The following is a 20,832-nucleotide window of genomic DNA, read 5'->3' on the forward strand; positions in this document are numbered from 1 at the left end:
ACCCCTTTTAGCTGTATAAAGAAAAATACCAATGCAGGATTGGCTGATGAAAGAAGTATGCTGCGAGCGTGCCGAGTACAATATACGGACCGAAGGCAATGGGTTGTCCTTTTTTGAAGATTCCAAGGAGAAGCCCTGATATGCCTGCCACTGCTCCCAAAAGCGTAGCGAGGAAAAAGGAAAGCATCATCACCTTGACCCCCACAACGAAGCCGATGACAGCGAACAGTTTAATATCACCGCCGCCCATTCCCCCCTTACTTATGATGGCAATCAGGAGAAGCAGGCAAAAGCCCGTGAGTGCACCCGCTATGCTGTCCCACCAAGGATTTAGCGGAATGAATATGCGTTCAATAATAAACAGTACCGAAAAAAACAACAGCACTTTGTCCGGGATGACCATGTATTTCAGGTCGCTGACCGTGATAATCATGAACAAAGATACAAGGGTCAAAGCGACAATCAGCTCCGGCTGAAAGCCGAACACTGTATAAGATAGTAAGAATAATAGTCCGGTTGATAATTCCATGAACGGATAAAGAGGAGAAATGCGCCCTTTACACTGAGCGCATTTTCCTCCTTGAATGATATAAGATACTACCGGGATCAGTTCCCTGGCCGTCAGCGTATGCTGGCAGTACGGGCAGGCTGATCTGGGTTTGACGATTGATTTTTTGAGTGGTATCCGCAGGCCTACTACGTTGTAGAAGGAGCCTAGGAGGAGACCGTAAAGTAATAAAAAGAAAATCATTTAGCTATTGTCTTGCACAGAATCTCTATCTAATTCGTTTACACTCGATTCAGAGATTGTTCTTTTTGACCCTTTTAAGGTAACGGTATAAGCAAATTTTCCATCGCCTTCATTAGTAATAGTCACATAGGAACCGTCTGTATCGCCAGTTGAACCGCGTAAGTAGCCATCATCCGATTCGGTTCCACCATCAGGATCCTTTAACTTATCTAAGTAACCCTTAGTCTCTAAATCACCTAAACTCATTACCACTGACGCATCTTTAGCAGGTCTTAAATCTTCATTTGATGATACTGCTATCTTGGCAGAACTGATCATCTGCTTAGCATTCGCTATATGCGCATCCTTCCTGGAATTATCAATTAACCCACCAATACTAGGAATCGCAATCGCAGCAATAATCCCTAAAATTACAACTACAGCCAGTAACTCAATAAGCGTCAATCCACGTTCATTTTTCAATCTTTGACCCATTTTCTTTAACATGGTAATTCCTCCTGTTTATTTATCTATTACTAAAATATAGTAATCTAGTACTAGTATACAACAATCATCCGACAAAAAAATCAAATTTTTTGTAAAATAATAGGTATTTTCTAATAGTTCTGAACACTGTTGAAGATTTCGAACATTGGAACGAGAATCGACGTTACAATTGTTCCTACCAAACCTGCGAGCACCACAATCATGAGCGGCTCTATTAATGATTTCAGACGGTCCGTTGCACTTTCCACTTCTTTTTCATAGAAGTCTGCAACTTTAGCGAGCATCGAGTCCAGGGACCCCGTCTCTTCACCGATGGCAATCATCTGCGTCACGAGCGGCGGGAAAGCCCAATGCCGTTTCATCGGCTCCGTAAGGGAAGTTCCTTTTTCCAATGACCTACGGGATTCTCCAATCACACGTGCAACCACTTCATTCTCCACGACTTTCTCTACGATGGCCAGTGCCTGCAATATTGGGACTGAGCTTGAGAATAAAGAGCTTAACGTCCTCGTCATTCTGGCCAAAACCGCTTTCTGCATCATCTTACCGAAAATCGGTATCCGGAGGACTGCATAATCGAGATAATATTTCGTTTTCTTATCCTTTCGTAAAAAAGCAAGGACGACAGCAATCAATACAAAGAACAAAATGATGATGTACCAGAACTTTTGAGTGAATTCACTTGATGCAATGACAAACTTTGTGATGGCGGGCAGTTCTCCCCCGAAATCGGTTAACATGTTAACGAATGTGGGCACAACAGCTGCTAATAAGAAAATGACGACGCCAATTGCGATGACTCCAACGACCATTGGATAAGCCAAGGCAGAAATGATTTTCTGTTTCGTAATATGTTGCTTTTCATAATGTGTGGCTAGCCCTTCAAGTGTCTCATCCAGGCTTCCCGACGCTTCCCCTGCCTTCAGCATGTTGATCAGAAGCGGTTCAAACATTTTCTTATGTTTGGAGAACGCTTCGGATAACGGATTTCCGTCCCTGAGTTCATCCTCGATTTCTTTCAGTGCTTTGCCGAGTGCCTTACTCTCGGTCTGTTCACTAAGAATATGGGTGGCATCCACCACCGTTACCCCGGCTTGAAGGAGTGTGGCAAACTGTCTTAGAAAGATAACAAGATGCTGCAATTTCACCGGGTTTCCGATGGTGATATCCTTCGTCATGAGCGTTTCAGGCATCTCAAGGATATCAATGACCCTGACTTCCTGTTTCTTCAACTGAATGAGGGCATCCTTCTTGGTAGATGCCGTAATGATACCCGATTTCTTCCCTCTTGGATCTCGTCCCGTATACTTAAAACGTCCCATCTATTGAGGAATCTCCTCTCTGCTGTAAGGAAACGCCATTTCCTTTGATATGATACCACTTTCATATAGCTTCATTACACTGTCACTCATGATATGCATCCCCGACGTTTTGGACGTCTGCATGACATTCTGGATCTGATGCACCTTCTCAGAACGAATCAGATTGGCAATGGCCGCATTATTCATCAGGAGTTCCGTCGCTGCCCGCCTCCCTTTTTTGTCCACCGTTGCAAACAAGCGCTGAGAAAGGATCCCGACGAGCACGGATGCCAGCTGAACGCGGATTTGCGACTGCTGTTCCGGCGGGAAGACGTCCACAATCCTTTCAATCGTTGCCGGTGCACTGGAGGTGTGCAGGGTGGCAAGCACAAGATGTCCCGTCTCCGCTGCCGTGATGGCGGTATGTATGGTCTCCAGGTCGCGCATCTCCCCAACAAGGACAATATCCGGGTCCTGCCTCAAGGCACTCCTCAACCCTTTTGAAAATGATTTGGTGTCGAATCCAACCTCACGCTGATCAATGATGGATGCCCCGTGCTTATGGAGATACTCAATCGGGTCCTCGAGGGTAATGATATGCTTCCTCATTTTTCGATTCATATAATCTACAATGCTTGCCAGCGTGGTGGACTTTCCACTTCCAGTAGGTCCCGTCACAAGGAACAGACCTTGAGGTTTTTCAGCTATCGCCGTCAACGCATGAGGAAGGAATAATTCTTCCATGGTCGGGATGGAGGTTGGGATGACACGTATGGCTAAAGAGATGCATGATCTTTGCCTGAATGCATTCACCCTGAATCTTGACACACCTGGAATGCCGTAGGAAAAATCCAATTCACCTGCCTCTTCAAATGCAGGATACATATGCTCAGAAATAATCGCTTTGGCCATCAATTCTGTGCTTTCAGGCATTAACTGTTCTTTACCGAATCTTTTTAAGTCACCATGTATGCGGAAGATAGGAGGCGATCCCACTGTCAGGTGGATATCCGATGCCCCCAGATCATAAGCGGACTTTAAAAGATAATCTATTTTTTCTTTCACTGCTTTCACCTACTCTGAAATCGCTACTCGTAATACTTCTTCGGTCGTGGTCAACCCTTGCTTCACCTTCAACAAGCCGTCATCGACCAAGAAAATCGTTTTGTTACGTACCGCATGCTCCCTCAATTTGGAGAAAGGTTCATTATTCAGGATGACCTTCTTCATTTCATCATTCATGACAAGGACTTCATGAATCGCAATCCTGCCTTTGTAACCAGTCATATTGCAGGAAGAGCAACCCCTCCCCCTCGTGATGGTCTCGATTTTAATTCCTCTTTTGGCGAAGATCTCCATTTCCCGCTTAGTTGCAGGCATCTCTTGCTTGCAGTCACGGCAGACCCTTCGAATCAAACGTTGAGCCACGACTCCACTTAGTGATGAAGCAACTAAGAACGGCTCCACCCCCATATCCAAAAGCCTTGTCACTGTACTGATTGAATCGTTGGTGTGAATGGTGCTAAGGACGAGATGTCCCGTTAATGAAGCCCGGATGGATACCTCAACAGTCTCCTTGTCCCGGATTTCCCCGACCATGATGATATTCGGGTCTTGACGCAGAATGGCCCTGAGCCCCTTTGCGAAAGTCAAACCGACATTTTGATTCACACCGATTTGATTGATTCCTTCGAGCTGATACTCAACGGGATCCTCGATTGTAATGATGTTCACTTCTTCACTATTAAGGTGATTTAGCGCAGCATACAAAGTGGATGATTTCCCCGACCCCGTTGGTCCGGTTATGAGGACGATCCCTGTGGGCTGCTGGATCATCTTCATGAATCGCTGATGATTCACCTTGTTGAAGCCAAGCTTGGCAAGGTCATTCAGGCTTGAACCTAAATCAAGAATCCTCAGGACGATTTTCTCTCCATAGACCGTTGGTAACGTCGACACACGCAAATCAATCGGATGAAAATCGATATTCACCTTAATCCGTCCGTCCTGTGGGACCCTGAATTCGGTAATATCAAGATTTGCCATGATTTTAAGCCTGGCAATCAACATACTTTGCATGTGCTTAGGGAGGTTTCTTTCCGTTCTCAGAATGCCGTCAACCCTGTAACGGATGACAACTTTGGTTTCCTGCGGGTCGATATGTATGTCACTTGCTTTTTGTGTCACCGCATTGGAGAGGATACCGTTTACTAATCGAACGATAGGTGAATCGGAATCCACCACGGTTTCCTCTTCTACTTTATTTTGATTTCTATTTTCTTGAAAAAGGTCTTCAAATCCATCTTCTAAGTCATAAAACTTATTGATGACTTTCAGAATATCATCCTTTGTCGCAATGGCTGTCTCAATTTGAAAGCCTGTCGCTAAGCGAAGATCTTCTATGGCGTAAAAGTCCAAAGGATCACTCATGGCGACAAAGAGTTTATCTCCTTCTTTTTTGAGGGGGATCATCAGGTTCCTCTTCGCCGATTCTTTCGGAATCAAGTGGAATAGGTTCGTTTCAAAGGGATATCGATAGAGGCTGACGTGTGGGATTCCCAATTGAAATTCCAGTACTTCTATCAACTGCTGTTCCGTAATATATCCTCTTTGCAACAGTGCATCGCCAAGCTTCTGACCTTTTGCCTTGTCCTTCAACGTATCCTGTAATTGTGATTCGGATAAGATTCCTGCGTCAACCAGAAGGTCTCCTAACCTCTTTCTTATCGTGGCCACCTAATCACCCGCTCTTTATGGCTTATTTATAATCTTTTTTCTTTTGAGTCTTATTTGATTCTTCAGAACTTGAATCAGTATCAGATTCTTTATCTTCCGGACTGTTCCCCTCGTCTTCCCCATCCACTGAGGCAGAACCCTGCTCTTCAGTACCCATGGAGGAAGTATTCTCGCTTCCTTCACTGTCCTGGGTTTCAACCCCATTCTCAGAGTTTGGCACGTTATCATATGTTCCACTTGGGTTTTCCTGCATTTCCTGCAGCGGATAAACCATAACCTTATGCCGTGGTGCATAAAAATCTTCATTGATCAGCTCTTCTGAGAGTATTTCCCCTGAGGTGCTCAGTTTTTGCTTATACACCTTGATCAGGATCCCGTCTTTTCCTTCCTGTTGGATATCGACGCTTCCCTTATCAACAAACGGACTGAACTGTTTAATCACCCGTGGAGGAAAGGTTTCTTTATCTGACAATCTAACGTTATATGTATTAGGAAAAGGGATTCCCTGCAATAGTGCCTTTATTCGATTACCTTGAATAGCAAGCTTCAGCTCATAATCTGTTGAGTTCGGATTAGTGATAACAAAATCCTGGTTATTCATCGGATTAAATTTCGCTTCAAAGCCAAGGGTCACATAATCTGGAAGCTCTTTACTTATATTTCGTTCAATGATGGAAAAATTGGAATGTAAGGTGATTTGATAGAGTAATGATGCAATCGGACTTAAATCAGCCTGTGATTCAACTACAAAACCTTCTGTTTCCAGAAAGCCTGCGAAAGAAAACTGGGAGTTCGGTTCTATGAGAATGGAGGGATGATTGTCAATAAAGCTCTTGATGGTTGGTGTTACCTCTAATTCATTCGAAACTGCCTCAAATATGACTTGTGTAGATTCATTACTGGATAAATAATCGAATACGCTTACGGTTTCTCCATTGTTGAGACTTCCTGCTAAAGAAAGGATGTACTCCTTTAAAGAAGCCAGGTTTACGTCATCGCCATTATAGTCGGGGAAATGATTGGATAAGAAAGAATTCAATGCTTCTTCTTCCAATGAAACCATTAAACTCGTATTTTCATTACCTTCTAGTTTTTCTATGCTTTCTTCGAGATGGAATTGAAGGAGTGAGGGGTCAAGCCTTACACTCTCTCCTTCAAACTCGATCATGATATTTTGATTTCTCTTCCACTCATCAATTTTTTCGTCCAGTATTGTTAAGGCTTCCTCTTTGTTTGTTCCACCCAGATTAATAGATGCAAGTGCCGCATGTTTCGATAAATGCAGGGACTTAACAAAGAAGGTCTCATAAGCAAAAACGCCTAGATGAGAAAAACCATATAAAAAAAACGTGGAACAGAATAATACGGCCATCAACTTTACAAGCAGACCTTTTTTCACATCAGGCGCTCCTTCCTGCTACTTCCTACTTTATATTCATCGTTAAATCAACAAACACAGAAGGTCCGGCATCTTGAGCAGCTTTAATATCCGATTCTGTTAAGGAAGAACCTTTGGCAATCAACAAATCCCCTTCTAGGTTATAAATATCTTCTGTCACTCTTTTACCAGTCAATAATTCAGTCTGTTTCGATTTGATCGTTTGCAAACCATGCTGTTGAGTCTGGATTGTTTCAACCTCTTCTTCATATACAGGATGAGGATTTTCCAGTTGTTCAAACGTACCTTTAAAATATTCTACTGCATCTTCGTTTACAATGATGATATCCTTTCCAAAGGTCAGTACATGCTCAGTTCCAAGGAAATATGTACTATCCTGTGCAACTAACTCTAATGAAACGATTGCGCCTGTTTCATCATCCACATAGAATTCATGAATATTCCCGATCATTTGCCCTTTACGGGTCATTACGCGAGTATCATTGATTTTTATTTTTTTGTTTACCAGCTGGTTGGCAATCGGAATTTCATTCAGGTCGATGACCGCATTCTCATTTTCTACCGTGACGGCATACTCCCCGATTCCTACTACTTTCTTGAAAGGAATTGCTTTGACACTCACTTGCCAATCTTCATGTTCGATGGTCAAAAAGTCGACGGATCCTTTTTCCGGATTTATAACAAGGGATTTCACTCTCCCTATTTCACTTCCATCGTTAATACTAATAATCGGTAATGTTTTCATCTCTGCACTTTTCTTCATGTCATCTCACCTATTCTATCAATTTATTTCGTCTGTTTTTCCAAGGCAAATTCTTTGGTTTGTTCTATGTCCAATAAGATGTAAGGATATTCCATGAACCTATCTTCAATTCCTTTAATGAACATGCACAAATCCACATATTGCTCTGTTGAAATGTAATGATCCATTAATATCCTTGCAAATGTATAGTAATCCTGATCATGTAGACTGGGATGTAAATAATGCTTAATCATGTTTTCCATTTGATCTGTCGTTAACAGACTTCTAGAAAGTGAGATTTGTTCGATCATTGTCTTCATTACTTCTCTCATGATCCTATGGCGATTTGGAAGTTCATCAATATAAGTATCCTCTTCTTTAAGCGCGGTATTAATATCAGTCTCTACGATCTCTAACGTTGACTCTGTTTGCTCGTTTACTTCCTCACGTTCAGAGTCACCTTTTTCATCGCTCAATTCTTCTTCTGTAACAGATTCATCACCTACTTCTGGAATATCCTCCTCGAATAGGCCTGCCTCTTCTTCTTCCACCTCTGGTTCATCCTGCAAATTAGTATCATCGATCATACTTTCGATTTCACTTAAATCCCCATCATTAAAGATTTCATTTTGGTTTTCTATCACTTCTACTTTTCCCGTCATTTCGTTGGTATTTTCAATAAACCATTCACTCTCATCTTCGGGAACAGGTATTATGTCTGTGTCTCTTTCTGATTCGCTCATTTCTTCAACGGGAGAATGTATAAGTTCAATCTCGTCAATAGGTGGTTCATCTTCCTCAATCTCGAGTATTTCCTCTTGGTCGATTATTGACTCTATTTGTTCTGGCACTTCTTCAACTGGAAGAATGTCATTATCAGGCGTGTTTTCCAAGACTTCCTCACTATGTATATCAGGATGAGCTGTCTGAGGTTGGTAGACTTCGTACTTCTGTTCCTCATACACTTCCACTTCACTTCCTGCAGCAGCCACCATCATCCCGCTGAATCGTTGGTCAATCATATAAGAAGCAACCCCCAATAAAGCCATTAACATAATTGCAATTGCCCACATCGGGTATTGACTCGATGCAACAATCCCAAGGAGTGTCAAACCAAATGATATACCGGCCAGTATTAATTTCCCCTGCTTGCTGATGCCTATCGGAACAAAATATAAAATAGGTAACAAAAGAATGAGTGCCAACAACGAAAATAGGTAAATCATCTTATATTCAACTCCTTCCTGTGATATATTTCTTATAAATCAGACTTTTTTTAACAAGTTTCGACTACTAGATATTGTATAATAAAGTCAGGTATTTTGAAAGCAGGTGTTGGGGTGAAACTGATAAAAATATTAAAAAATAATAGAGGCTTAACTTTGATAGAACTTTTGGTATCCATAACGATTCTCGGAATTGTCCTTTTAAGCTTCATGAACTTCTTTCTTCAATCGAGTACATATACAAATAGTAATCAAAAGAAGACTGTGGGAGTCAACGTTGCGAGAAATGTTCTCATGTTCATGGAGAAACAGGATTTTCTGGAGATCAGAAATTTTTTTAACGAAGTGAACACCGGCCAGCATCCCCCCGAAGATGATTTTCTTGCATTATTTATCTGTAATGATAGCTATCTTACTTTCTCTAACTCTGCCGCTGAATCAGAAATCAGTCAGGCATGCCCCCAGAAAAAAAACATTACCGTCAACGGACTGGAATATGAAGCCTCCATTTCTTCAGAAGAAGTGTCATCATCTGAAGAATTAAATTCCTACATTCCAATAACAGTCAAAGTGAGGTGGACCATAGATGATCATGAATACAGTACGACATTGGATGGCAAAGTCAAAAGCGAAGATATCCGATAACAGGGGTGTCACCCTGATTGAATTGTTGGTTACACTTACTATATCGGCCATTCTTCTCCCTGTTACATATGGAGCTTTCATAACGGGTTATAAAGTCTACGAAAAAGTTTCAATCGATGCCCAATTACGGGAGGATGCAGATTATGTCTCAGCCATGGTGATGAAGAATCTCTATTCCTATCCTTTCGACAGAATAGAAGAATGTTCATCCTCCAATGAAAGCTGCATTACATTTGTGAATGACAGTGAAAAAAACGTGACTCCCTACTCTGACAAATCTTTCTATGAAGTAGAAGATGCAGAAGTCATAAATGATCAACAGACACTCGAGCTTGTTCAAATTGACGGAAAAGAGCAATGGAGCTTCAACGGGGAAATCCTTGCTACTCCATCCGATTTTACCGGTTCAAAGGTTTTTACCAGCTGCTCATCCGATCCCTGTGAAAATGCCATCATTCAATTAACCTACAACGTAAGCGATACCCGTTTTCATAAAACACTACAATTAGAAAGCAGCTTCGGCTTTTAGAAGGGAGGAAATCACATGTTTATGAATCAAAGAGGAAATGCCCTGTTGACCGTTTTAATCACCTCCCTGGTCATGGTAACGATCGGAATGGCCATCATGAGCTCTACAATAGGAGGTGCCAAACGAACGGAAGTAAGGGAAACGGATATTGATATTACATACGAGGGAATAAAAGCAGTTGAGGAAATTTCTGCGAAACTTATCTCTCAGCTGCAACCAACGAAACCTTTGGATATTGATGGATTGACGACAGGTAATATCAATACGAAAGTGACTGACTTCATAAGAACAGACATCATCCCATCCTATCAATCTTCTGATTCTATCAAATGTATTACAATCGTAGATGTAAGCGGTGATAGAGCGTCTAATTTACTGGGAGACCAATGCGAGAGGGCAAACAATCTTCAGTATCACACGTTCGGTTTGGAATTTCTCAATACAAACCTTACAAGGGTTTATGAGATTATCGTCAACACAAAAAACCCTGATGCAGAGGAAGGAAAAGTTGAAAAGATTGTCCGTAAGCGTATTATCCTATCTCCTATCCCAAGTTTCCTGAAATACACACTGGGAGCCAGGGAACTACTGGAATTAAACGGATCACCTCATCTTGTAGGCAATGTATATGCTCAATCACTAGACATAAGAGAGGATGCCAATTATCAGTTGTCCAATCATAAGGATAAAAAAGTGGCTGCACCTTTCCCATCCATCATCGGGGATATTTATACCAGCTATGACAAAGACAATTATGCGCAAATGAAATCCCTAGTGGATACAAATCAGTTTTACCCGCACGTCTCAGCACCTAACATAAAGCAGGACAGTCAATTTACCGACATTTCATTTGACCAGACGTACAATGATGAAGTTGGAAAAGTATTAAATTCCCTGGATCTTTCACTCAATAACAACTTGACTCAGGTAAATTTACGAAATACGATCACCCGTAACTTTCTAACAGAGGGGTCTCTCTTCCTGCCGCTGTTGAAAGGCATATTGGATCCCAATGTACAAGGTATAGTAAAAGCCGATAGGAGTATCACCGTAAAGAATCTCGTTCATAGCGGAGTTGACCTCATCGTCAACGGTGATGTTAACATTCTGGCAGATTCAGCGATGAATATCGGAAATATCATCTCTACAGGAAATGTAACCATTTCAAATGTCTCAGGGGACATGTCGATCGGAAACATTGTCGCAGCCGGTAAAGTGTCCATTGAAGCGAATGCTCCCATCAGCCTGAAAGAGAATATTGTCAGTTTCGATAATATGACGATTCAATCCCAGAACTCTACCTCAAGGATTGAAGGCAACGTTTTTTCAGGGAAAAACTTAACCATTCAAGGAGACGCAAATGATCAAGGTGAAGAAGATGATGAAATGGCATTTGATTCTGTCATCTATGCCAAGGGAAAGACCAGCATCTCGAACTTGAACATCACAGGTATAAAAAATCCTTTAGGCTCAGATACTTCCGGACAGCTGATTTTACTTTCTAAAGGAGAACTGTTGGTCACGAGGATGAATGAATTTCAATATTATACTGATGAAAATGAAAAGAAAGAGACCGACCTATTACCAGATCCATCTGAAAACATTAAACCATTACAAGCCTTCTTATATACGGATAGTGACGCAACATTATATGGAGTCGGTTCTCTTTTCTATGTGAACGGCGGCGTTTTTTCTAAAGGGAATCTGACTATAAATGCCGTTCGCGGAAAAGTCGATGATATGGATCGAATTGAAACTGACCTTTTTTCAAATCAGGAAGAAAAGCTATCCCGATTTATCGTCCATTATAATCGGGATGTTCTTCTCTCAAAGTTGGAGGCTTTGCCAAGGGTCGAATCCCTCTCACTCATAAGTGACGAAATCATCGTCCAGTAAAAAAGCGAGCCCATGATTTCTCATGGACTCGCTTTTCCTTTACCATCTGCCATCAATGCTGCCGTCTTCCGTATCAGGATCTTCGTCTTCTTCTGAAACAACTTCGAAAATCGCCCTGGCTTTAATATCCGGGTTTTCGTCTGATGTCACAGTGATGGTTGTCACTCCACTTTTCTCGGGGATCACTTTCCATTGTCCGTTTTCTTTTACGATATCGACGACACCATTTCCTGTATCTGTTACACTCTTGATGTTTTGGTTTGTCGCATTGGTAGGATTGAAGATTAAATTTGAAACAATGTCAAAGTCGTCTCCCTCAAGAAGCAACGTATACTTGGATTGATCAAAATCCATACTTTCGAGCTTTACTACCCTGGATTTTACGATGACCTGGATATATTTTTTGTACTTTCCATTTTTGGTCTCTACTTTAACCACATCGATTCCGGGAGATATTCCGGTGATTTTATTCTCCTTGGAAGAAATGGTTTGTGTATACACCGAGTTTAAGAGTAAATCGTCACCAGGGGTTACACTGACACGATAGTTATTATTTGGCTTTCCAAATGGAAACACGTCGATATCAAATGTCTTCGTTTCGCCTACATATAATTCAATAATAGAAGGCACACGTATTAAGTCGTCCCCTTCGATCCAGACGGATTTCCCGATGATGTAGTCATCGAGTGCAAACCCGCCGCTTGCTTTCACCTGGACTTCATTCTTGCCGAACATATCGAGCGTCTTCCACTCTTCCACGTTAATGCTCTTCCATCCATCAATTGGTTCATCCTCATTCAGAATACGGTATTGATATGTCACATCTTGACCTGGCACACCGTTTGATAAGCTGAATTCTGCCTCGTTCGAAATGGAAGCTCCATCCTCCAACGTATTCTTAGTAACAGTATCTTTTACCGTCAAATCCGGAATAAATGATAACTCAGAAGTGGATCCATCTTTATAGGTGATCGATAGCCAGGTAGTACCTGCAACTAATTCCTTTACGGCTTTATTCGGATAACGGCTACTTCCTCCAGCTTCTAGAACTGCGAGAGTCGTTTCCCCCTGCCCCGAAACCCTTACTTTTTTGATCACTCCATTAGAATATCCGTCATACGCATACTCTTTTTGACTGTAATACTTCCTGGTCCTTACTTTTGCACTTAGTTCACTTTGGTCAGGAGTCAAATTACTGATCACTTTTGTACCAAATCTAGAATCGATATAAGAAACCCTTGGCTGAGGCATTTTCACATTGTTGATGGCCCACACTGCCTTCATCTTCATATTCGCCGAAAGGGTAGGTTGCGAGAATTTCCCTTTATCAAAGCCAACCTTTTGAGTTAATTTCATGACTGCCGTTCGTTGACCATCAACGTTCTCTATTGAAACATTGGTGTTATCCGCAATATCCACCCCTTCAGGTAGCGGCTGGTAAATAATGATGTCTGTTACATTTCCATTAGCATTTGGATTTTCCAGACCTCCAAATTCCAACTGATATTTTCCTGTAAAAGAGTTTGTATCTTCTCCTTGCTCAATGATTAAATTGAATAATTCCTGCTTATTCTTATTCAGTTCAAGTTTTCCTGTAACGGATGCAGGTGCATCGTCCTTCACCTGGATGGTCACGGATTTGGTGTTTGTATATCTCCAGGCTGTCTCTTCTGCTGATTTGTATTGTATTTTCAAATTATTAAATGTGTAGGTACCCTTTGTCGTAAATTCTACCGGTAATGACACTGTAATAGGTGACGGTGCTCCTTGCCCCACTTCATAAACGGTGGAAAACGGCAAATACACAAAGTTATTGACCACTTTATACTGATTTCGGTCAACCGTTACGTTTGCCGGCAATGGCACGACGACTTCCCCATCTAATTTGACTGAGTTTAATTTATTCGCCAATTTTTCAAACGCATCCGAAACACTTCCCTCGCTTGCCTTTATGAAGCTACCCGAAGTTTGCTGTGCAAGCATTTGTAGGTATCGGTCATCCAGGTCCCCTTCCCCGTATCCAAGGGTGTGCATGGTGATTTTAGCGTTATATAATTCTTTGGAGACTTCAAGACCTTTTTGTTTAATTAAGGCCTGCATTTGTTGACTGTTCGTTTCTAGATCTCCTGGATTGTACCACCCGGGATTAAAAGAGGTACCGTCCATTGAAAAAGCAGAAGGAATGAATAATGACTTCAGCTTACTATTATCCTTTGAATATATTTTATGAAGCCACTTGTTGTAACTGTAACGATTTTGATAATCATAGACTACTTGTTCATCACTTTCAACCACTCCTGTTTCACTGCAAAATACCAACCAGTATCTTGTACATACTTCTTTTTTAACTTTCTCAATTGCTGTAGCTATCATGGGCTGTCCGTCCGTTAAAAACACAATATATTTTTCATTAGGAGAGTTTTTCAGCATATTTTTCGCGGCACGCAAAGGATCTGTATAATTTGTGCCTCCATTAGCGGTGGTATGTAACATAGAAGTTTTGATGGCATCGAGGTCATTGCTTAATGGAACAATCGTTTCAACATCAGAAGAAAAGGTAATGAGGGAAAAACGGTCATTTCTTTGTTTATTCTTTTCAAAGAATTGGACAGCGCTGGTCAGACCATTCTTTGCGTTTTGCAGCTTATTATTCGTACTGTTCATTGAACCTGATTTATCAAACACAAAGACGACGTCAATCGGAGGACGGCTGGTCTCTTTCACTTCACCTGAAGGGATAATATTGAAATCCAATGACGCTTTTGCATTACCTTCTACAGGTTTTACAATTACTTCTTGTGAAGGTGTTGCATTAAAGTCTACTCTCTGGTCTTCATTTACCTTTGCAAAGGCACTGCTTGAATGGAAGATGAATGCAAATATCAAGAACACTAGTAACGGAAGTTTTGGTTGAATTCTCATTATATCCCTCTTTTTGGCATCCTGTAATACTTTCATTATATCAATCTCAATACTATTTTAATAGGACTTAATACTCAAGATCTATTCTTTTTTCATAAAGAAAGGATGCCTCTTTGTTCATTAGACATCCTCTCCATCACTTCACATACTGCGCCACCCGATTCCGCCCTGCCTGCTTCGCACCCGTATAAAGCGCACGGTCCGCATGACGAATCAACGCCAATGTATCGTCTGCATCTTCCGGAGCAGTCGATACTCCAATACTCGCCGTAATCCTTACCATCATCTGCTTATTGGACTCGTCCAAACTGTCATGCAGTGTGAATGGCTGATTGGCAATCGTGCTCCTGACATACTCTGCGATTTGGAGTGCCTCTCCCCTTTCCGTGTTCGGAAGGAGGACCACAAATTCTTCCCCGCCATATCTCGCCACCGTCCCTTTGGAATCGATCAGCGTGCGCAAGCGGTCGGCAAGTTCAATCAGGATTTCGTTTCCACTCTGGTGTCCGTAGTTATCATTGATCACTTTGAAGTGGTCCAGGTCAAGCATGATAAGTGAGAGATTTTTTCTTTTTCCTGCCTCAAGATTGTTATATTCCATGGATAGGAGGTCTTCGAAGTAACGGTAATTGTAAAGGCCTGTAAGGGCGCATCGTTCACTGTTTTTCTTTGTACGTTCGTGGTGCCTTGCATTGGCGATCGCCACTCCGAAATAGGAGCAAAGGATATCGACGATCATCAGTTGGAATTTCTCATATGCCTTCTTTTTGGAAGAAGCGAGGAGAAGGATGCCCCTCACTTTCTGGCTTCTGACGATGGGCACACATAGTACACTTTCTACATCTTCAGGCATGTAGCCTTCTGCAATATCGGTCCATTCAGACCGGGACGTGTAAAGGACGGACTTCCCCGTCTCCCATACCACACCGCTGATTCCCTGGTTTTTCTTAAGGGGGCGCAAATTATTGGATTTCATTTCTCCATTTTCAACACGGCGGAGAAGCACTAATTCTTCTTCATGGCAATCAAGGATGTACGCATACTCTACAGGAAGGGTCTCGATGATCTTCTCGATGAAAATATCAAGTACTTCTGTAACTTTCAGGCTCTCGGTTAACTGGTGACCGATTTCCCCGGCTTTCTGGAGGTATTCATTGATCTTTTCTGAAGAATTATAAAGCTTCAAGATGATGGATAGACTGACGAATGGGACGCCGATCAGCAATGATGCAATGGCTCCGAGCTCAAATGTTAAATAATAGAGTGATAGAGACAAAGGGAACATGATCATATTCGCAGTAAAATCCCATATGAAGTCCTTACTGTAAAAGCGCACATCATTATTAGCCACATAATGATGGTACAAAAGGAGCAGAATCTGATTGATCATAATGGATACAACCTGATAGCAAAGGATCGGAATAATCAGCTGCCCCAGATCCCTCTCAGCAATTTCCCCGCCAAGCATAAAGTAAATTAATCCACTGATGCATGAAACGAGAAAAAACATCAATGAATTCAAAGGGATTCTATGCCAGTCGTTCTTCGTCACCCTTAGTCTTATGAGCAATGGGATGATAGAAAATTGCATGAGGACGATTTCAATAAATAGTCCATATTTAATGAAACCAACAAGAGTCACCCACTGGATGAAAAATATGGTGGCACCGTTAATAACGATGGGCATGAGGGGAATGAAAGTGGCAAAGGCCACTAATGTAATGAACTCCAACTCATTTCCTGCAATATTTTCAGGGGGATAGTATTGATATGTAAAATACAAGCCGGCCGGCACAACGGCAAGCCATGCCAGCAACAAGTACAGCTTTTTCTTTAAAGGTAACGTCATATCTATCCCCCATAGGTTTCATTGAATAAGTATAGTCTGATCATACTATACTAGTTAAATAGTCACAAGTTTAAGAATATTTTATCAAAGCACCCAAACAAAGTCACTTAATTTTTTCTGTAATTTTCCAATAAAGGAAGTAAATACGGTTTTACTTCAGATAAAAAGTAGAGAGACCCCGTTATGAGCAGTACTTCATCATCCTGCATGATGGATAGTTTATCTTTGAGGTATGCTTTCCAATCATGCACTTTTACCTTATTCGGGTGTAAAGATACGGAATAAAGCTCTTCAACGGATGCCACTCTCGGAAAGTCAAAGGTCGTAAATGCAATAGAATCCGCTGCATCTTCCAAATGATTGATCATCGGTTTTAATTCTTTATCATGGAGTGCCGAGAAGAGAACTGTTACTTTCTTATGGAGGAAGCGTTCTTTCATCGTCTTTACAAGGGCCACCACTCCTTCTGGATTGTGGGCTCCATCAATATAAATGTCACGGGTATCCGATAAAGCTTCCATTCTTCCCGGCCAAGTGGCCTTTTTCAATCCATGCCTGATGTTCTCGATACCTATTTTCATCTCACACGTTTTCTCGAGAAGCTCGACTACCTTGATGGCAAGAGCAGCATTATTGATTTGATGGTTCCCGATCATTGAAATCTCGAACACATCATGTAGAAGGGGCGACTGGTACTCGAACCTCTCCCCTTTCTCTAAAAGGGCTGTACGCTTTGCCGAGAAATCCTCACTCAGCTGAAAGAGCTCACTCCCCACCTCTACAGCCTTATCTTCTAATACCTTTCTTGCTTCCGGTTGATGCACACCCGAAACAACCGGCACATTGTTCTTAATGATACCCGCTTTTTCATAAGCAATATCTTCTATCCGGTTGCCAAGGAACTGCATATGATCCATTCCGATACTCGTAATCACTGAAATCATAGGGGTGATGACATTCGTTGAATCAAGCCTCCCCCCGAGGCCGACCTCATAGAGTACCAGATCGACGGGCTTCATTTCGGCAAAATAGTAAAAGCTCATGGCTGTAATGACTTCGAATTCCGATGGAGGTCCCCATTCCGAATTCTCCATCCTTTCTGCAACCGGTTTGATTTTTTCTACAAGTAAGGTCAGATCATCGTCACTGACAGGATTTCCATTGATGCTGATGCGTTCGTTGAAACGTTCAAAATAGGGGGAAGTAAATGTTCCAACAGTGTATCCTGCTTCTTGTAACACATTCCTCAAGTAGGTGACGGTAGATCCTTTTCCGTTCGTTCCACCGATGTGGATCGTTCTCTGTTTTTGATGGGGATTCCCAAGTTCCTCCAAGAGGTGATTCATCCGCAACAATCCCGGCTTGATTCCAAGTCTCAGCCTTGAGTGTATCCATTCGACTGCCGATTCATAATTCAACAATTTTCTTTCACTCCCACTTGGATGTCATTAGAAAAAGGGCCTTCATCAGGTCTGATGGTCGGCGATGCACCCACCTATCCATCTGACCTGAATCGATTGCCCTCTTCTTACCCTTTATTCAATATAAACATTAAACTGATTTAAGCTCTTCGATTCGTGCTTTAACAGTCGCTTGTTTCTCTAAATAATCTTTTTCTTTCTCTTTTTCCTCATCGACTACTTTCTGAGGGGCTTTACTTACAAACTTTTCATTGTTCAACTTACCTTGAACCCGGGAAACTTCTTTCGTCCATTTGTCGAGTTCTTTTTGAAGTCGGGCGATTTCTTCTTCAATATTGATCAGCCCTTCTAATGGAAGGTAGAGGTCCACTCCTGTAACCACTGCCGTCATTGCTTTTTCCGGCGCTTCTAAATCTGTGCCCATCTCAAGCTTCTCAGGATTACAGAACTTCTCGATATACGATTGATTCTTTTCGATGATTGTCAGAGTATGGGCATCCTTTGCTTTTAGAATCAAGTTGATTTGCTTGCTCATTGGTGTATTCACTTCTGCACGAACATTCCGTACAGCGCGGATGATGTCAACCAGAAGCTTCATTTCTTCTGCTGCCGCTTTATCCGTCAGCTTTTCATCAACCGTCGGCCATGCTGCAACCGTGATGGATTCGCCTTGATGCGGCAAGTTCTGCCATATTTCCTCGGTAATAAACGGCATGAATGGGTGTAAAAGTCTCATGGTGTTGTCGAGTACATATGCCAGGATCGAGCGGGTCGTCTTTTTCGCCGCTTCATCCTCACCGTAAAGAGGCAGCTTCGCCATTTCAATGTACCAGTCACAGAAGTCATCCCAGATGAAGTTGTATAGTATGCGTCCCACTTCACCGAATTCGTAACGATCTGCAAGTCGTGTAACTGTCTCGATCGTTTCATTCAAGCGTGTCAGGATCCATTTATCCGCAACGGACTTTTCACCTGATAAATCGATTTCATCGTATGTCATTCCATCCATATTCATCAATGCGAATCGGGAGGCATTCCAGATCTTGTTCGCAAAGTTCCAAACACTTTCCACTTTCTCAAATGAGAAGCGCAGATCCTGTCCTGGTGAGCTTCCGGTTGTAAGGAAGTAGCGAAGGGAGTCGGAACCGTATTTTTCGATGACTTCCATAGGGTCAATACCGTTTCCTAGTGACTTACTCATCTTACGCCCTTCAGCATCACGAACCAAACCGTGAATCAATACATCTTTGAATGGACGTTCTCCAGTAAATTCAAGACCTTGGAAAATCATACGTGAAACCCAGAAAGGAATGATATCGTAACCTGTAACTAGAGTACTTGTCGGGTAATATCTCTTAAAGTCTTCTGCGTTTGTATCCGGCCAGCCAAGGGTAGAGAATGGCCATAGTGCTGAACTGAACCACGTATCAAGTACATCATCTTCCTGTGTCCATTGTTCAATATCCTCAGGAGCTTTTTCACCTACATAAATTTCTCCCGTTTCATTATGGTACCAGGCTGGAATTCTATGTCCCCACCATAATTGTCGAGAGATACACCAGTCACGTGTGTTCTCCATCCAACGAAGATACGTGTTCTCAAAACGATCTGGAACAAAGTTTACTTTATTTTCATCTTTTTGAAGTTGAATGGATTTTTCAGCCAGGGAATCCATTTTCACGAACCATTGTTTTGAAAGGTACGGCTCTACGATTGCCCCACTACGCTCGGAGTGCCCAACCGAATGCATATGCTCTTCAATCTTGAACAACACTTCTGATTCCTGAAGATCCTTTACGATTTGCTTACGGCAGTCAAAACGGTCCATGCCGTTATACTTGTCAGCTCTCTCGTTCATCGTTCCATCTTCATTCATCACTAAGATGCGTTCAAGATTATGGCGGTTCCCGATTTCAAAGTCATTCGGGTCATGGGCCGGTGTGATTTTCACCGCTCCAGAACCGAATTCCATATCCACATAATCATCACCGACGATCGGGATTTCACGTCCAACGATTGGCAGGGTAACCTTTTTCCCGATGAGATGCTTGTAGCGATCGTCTTCTGGATGTACCGCTACCGCTGTATCACCAAGCATCGTTTCCGGACGCGTTGTCGCGATTTCAATGTGGCCACTTCCATCAGCAAGAGGGTATCTCATGTGATAGAATGCCCCTTGAACATCTTTATGAATAACCTCGATATCTGATAGCGCAGTCTTTGTTGCAGGATCCCAGTTGATGATATATTCACCGCGATAGATCAATCCTTTATTGTAAAGATCGATGAATACTTTCTGAACCGCATCCGATAATCCTTCATCAAGTGTGAAGCGTTCACGGCTGTAATCAAGACCAAGTCCTACCTTAGCCCACTGCTGGCGGATATGCTCGGCATACTCTTCTTTCCATTTCCATGTTTCTTCCACGAATTTCTCACGGCCGAGGTCATACCGTGAAATTCCCTGGTTACGAAGTTTTTCATCTACTTTTGCCTGAGTGGCAATTCCTGCATGGTCCATACCTGGCAGCCAAAGTACGTCGTACCCCTGCATCCGTTTCATTCTTGTCAGGATGTCCTGCAGTGCTGTGTCCCATGCGTGACCAAGATGAAGTTTCCCCGTTACGTTCGGCGGAGGGATAACGATGGTGTAAGGCTCCTTCTCCTTATCGTTCGTCGCTTCGAAGTACTTGCCTTCTAGCCACCATTTGTAGCGTCCCTGTTCAATGGCATTGGGATCATATTTCGTCGGCATTGCTAATTGTTGATCTTGAGTTTCCATGTGATTTCCTCCTATATCATACTGTGAGTCATTTTCAAAAAAAAATAAAAAAATCCCCCGTCCTGTGAAAAGGACGAAGGATTCCATTCGCGGTACCACCTTTTTTCTCAGGAGAAAGAAGACTCCTGAACTCTCGACGGAAATAAC

Annotated in this window: 15 protein-coding genes and 1 other annotated feature (1 of these 16 running past the window's edge); of the genes, 3 read left to right on the plus strand and 12 right to left on the minus strand. The window is 42.2% G+C overall.

Annotated features, from left to right (window positions below; all coding sequences use genetic code 11):
• Positions 1-7: 7 nt before the first annotated feature.
• From SLH55_RS00990 to SLH55_RS01025, 8 genes are all read right to left on the minus strand, one after another.
• Complete coding sequence (locus SLH55_RS00990) at positions 8-751, minus strand: prepilin peptidase (RefSeq protein WP_320322315.1); 744 nt, start codon at positions 749-751, stop codon at positions 8-10.
• On the minus strand, positions 752-1,237 hold the full coding sequence (locus SLH55_RS00995) for a type II secretion system protein (RefSeq protein WP_320322316.1): 486 nt from the start codon (positions 1,235-1,237) through the stop codon (positions 752-754). It abuts the gene before it with no gap.
• Between the two features lie 110 nt (positions 1,238-1,347).
• Positions 1,348-2,559: a type II secretion system F family protein gene (locus SLH55_RS01000; protein WP_320322317.1), complete on the minus strand. Its 1,212-nt coding sequence runs from the start codon at positions 2,557-2,559 to the stop codon at positions 1,348-1,350.
• On the minus strand, positions 2,560-3,603 hold the full coding sequence (locus SLH55_RS01005; protein WP_320322318.1) for a type IV pilus twitching motility protein PilT: 1,044 nt from the start codon (positions 3,601-3,603) through the stop codon (positions 2,560-2,562).
• Between the two features lie 9 nt (positions 3,604-3,612).
• Positions 3,613-5,274 carry a GspE/PulE family protein gene (locus SLH55_RS01010; protein ID WP_226673260.1) on the minus strand — a complete coding sequence of 554 codons (1,662 nt, stop codon included), beginning with the start codon at positions 5,272-5,274 and terminating at the stop codon, positions 3,613-3,615.
• A 22-nt stretch (positions 5,275-5,296) separates the two neighbouring features.
• Complete coding sequence (locus SLH55_RS01015; RefSeq protein WP_320322319.1) at positions 5,297-6,673, minus strand: hypothetical protein; 1,377 nt, start codon at positions 6,671-6,673, stop codon at positions 5,297-5,299.
• Positions 6,674-6,698: 25 nt separating this feature from the next.
• The gene (locus SLH55_RS01020; RefSeq protein WP_219166814.1) at positions 6,699-7,436 is read right to left on the minus strand and encodes a PRC-barrel domain-containing protein; all 738 of its coding nucleotides are present in this window, start codon (positions 7,434-7,436) and stop codon (positions 6,699-6,701) included.
• A gap of 23 nt (positions 7,437-7,459) precedes the next feature.
• A complete protein-coding gene (locus SLH55_RS01025) occupies positions 7,460-8,641 on the minus strand; it encodes a hypothetical protein (RefSeq protein WP_219166813.1) in 1,182 nt (393 codons plus the stop codon).
• Between the two features lie 114 nt (positions 8,642-8,755).
• On the opposite strand from SLH55_RS01025, the gene SLH55_RS01030 reads away from it, so the two are divergent.
• From SLH55_RS01030 to SLH55_RS01040, 3 genes are read left to right on the plus strand one after another with little or no spacing between them, the layout of a single operon-like run.
• On the plus strand, positions 8,756-9,286 hold the full coding sequence (locus SLH55_RS01030) for a type II secretion system protein (protein ID WP_308807552.1): 531 nt from the start codon (positions 8,756-8,758) through the stop codon (positions 9,284-9,286).
• Positions 9,228-9,815: a prepilin-type N-terminal cleavage/methylation domain-containing protein gene (locus SLH55_RS01035; RefSeq protein ID WP_320322320.1), complete on the plus strand. Its 588-nt coding sequence runs from the start codon at positions 9,228-9,230 to the stop codon at positions 9,813-9,815. Before SLH55_RS01030 ends, SLH55_RS01035 begins: the two co-directional genes overlap by 59 nt.
• A gap of 15 nt (positions 9,816-9,830) precedes the next feature.
• The gene (locus tag SLH55_RS01040) at positions 9,831-11,711 is read left to right on the plus strand and encodes a hypothetical protein (RefSeq protein WP_320322321.1); all 1,881 of its coding nucleotides are present in this window, start codon (positions 9,831-9,833) and stop codon (positions 11,709-11,711) included.
• A gap of 39 nt (positions 11,712-11,750) precedes the next feature.
• Here the strand turns inward: SLH55_RS01040 and SLH55_RS01045 are convergent, their stop codons facing one another.
• The 4 genes from SLH55_RS01045 to SLH55_RS01060 all read right to left on the minus strand — a co-directional run bounded on the left by SLH55_RS01045 (position 11,751) and on the right by SLH55_RS01060 (position 20,685).
• Positions 11,751-14,633, minus strand: a complete 2,883-nt coding sequence (locus tag SLH55_RS01045) for a vWA domain-containing protein (protein WP_320322322.1) — start codon at positions 14,631-14,633, stop codon at positions 11,751-11,753.
• 136 nt (positions 14,634-14,769) lie between these two features.
• Positions 14,770-16,482: a sensor domain-containing diguanylate cyclase gene (locus SLH55_RS01050; protein ID WP_320322323.1), complete on the minus strand. Its 1,713-nt coding sequence runs from the start codon at positions 16,480-16,482 to the stop codon at positions 14,770-14,772.
• 107 nt (positions 16,483-16,589) lie between these two features.
• Positions 16,590-17,903 carry a folylpolyglutamate synthase/dihydrofolate synthase family protein gene (locus SLH55_RS01055; RefSeq protein WP_320322324.1) on the minus strand — a complete coding sequence of 438 codons (1,314 nt, stop codon included), beginning with the start codon at positions 17,901-17,903 and terminating at the stop codon, positions 16,590-16,592.
• A gap of 130 nt (positions 17,904-18,033) precedes the next feature.
• On the minus strand, positions 18,034-20,685 hold the full coding sequence (locus SLH55_RS01060) for a valine--tRNA ligase (RefSeq protein ID WP_320322325.1): 2,652 nt from the start codon (positions 20,683-20,685) through the stop codon (positions 18,034-18,036).
• Between the two features lie 66 nt (positions 20,686-20,751).
• Positions 20,752-20,832: a binding site (T-box leader), on the minus strand (it continues 147 nt past the right edge of the window).

This window comes from Rossellomorea sp. YZS02 (assembly GCF_033963925.1).
GTDB lineage: Bacteria > Bacillota > Bacilli > Bacillales > Bacillaceae_B > Rossellomorea.

Bases quoted from the DNA above. Each gene is read 5' to 3' on its own strand.
- SLH55_RS00990 (WP_320322315.1), bottom strand. From the start codon at position 751: ATGATTTTCTTTTTATTACTTTACGGTCTCCTCCTAGGCTCCTTCTAC.
- SLH55_RS00995 (WP_320322316.1), bottom strand. From the start codon at position 1,237: ATGTTAAAGAAAATGGGTCAAAGATTGAAAAATGAACGTGGATTGACG.
- SLH55_RS01000 (WP_320322317.1), bottom strand. From the start codon at position 2,559: ATGGGACGTTTTAAGTATACGGGACGAGATCCAAGAGGGAAGAAATCG.
- SLH55_RS01020 (WP_219166814.1), bottom strand. From the start codon at position 7,436: ATGAAGAAAAGTGCAGAGATGAAAACATTACCGATTATTAGTATTAAC.
- SLH55_RS01025 (WP_219166813.1), bottom strand. From the start codon at position 8,641: ATGATTTACCTATTTTCGTTGTTGGCACTCATTCTTTTGTTACCTATT.
- SLH55_RS01035 (WP_320322320.1), top strand. From the start codon at position 9,228: ATGATCATGAATACAGTACGACATTGGATGGCAAAGTCAAAAGCGAAG.
- SLH55_RS01040 (WP_320322321.1), top strand. From the start codon at position 9,831: ATGTTTATGAATCAAAGAGGAAATGCCCTGTTGACCGTTTTAATCACC.
- SLH55_RS01045 (WP_320322322.1), bottom strand. From the start codon at position 14,633: ATGAGAATTCAACCAAAACTTCCGTTACTAGTGTTCTTGATATTTGCA.
- SLH55_RS01050 (WP_320322323.1), bottom strand. From the start codon at position 16,482: ATGACGTTACCTTTAAAGAAAAAGCTGTACTTGTTGCTGGCATGGCTT.
- SLH55_RS01060 (WP_320322325.1), bottom strand. From the start codon at position 20,685: ATGGAAACTCAAGATCAACAATTAGCAATGCCGACGAAATATGATCCC.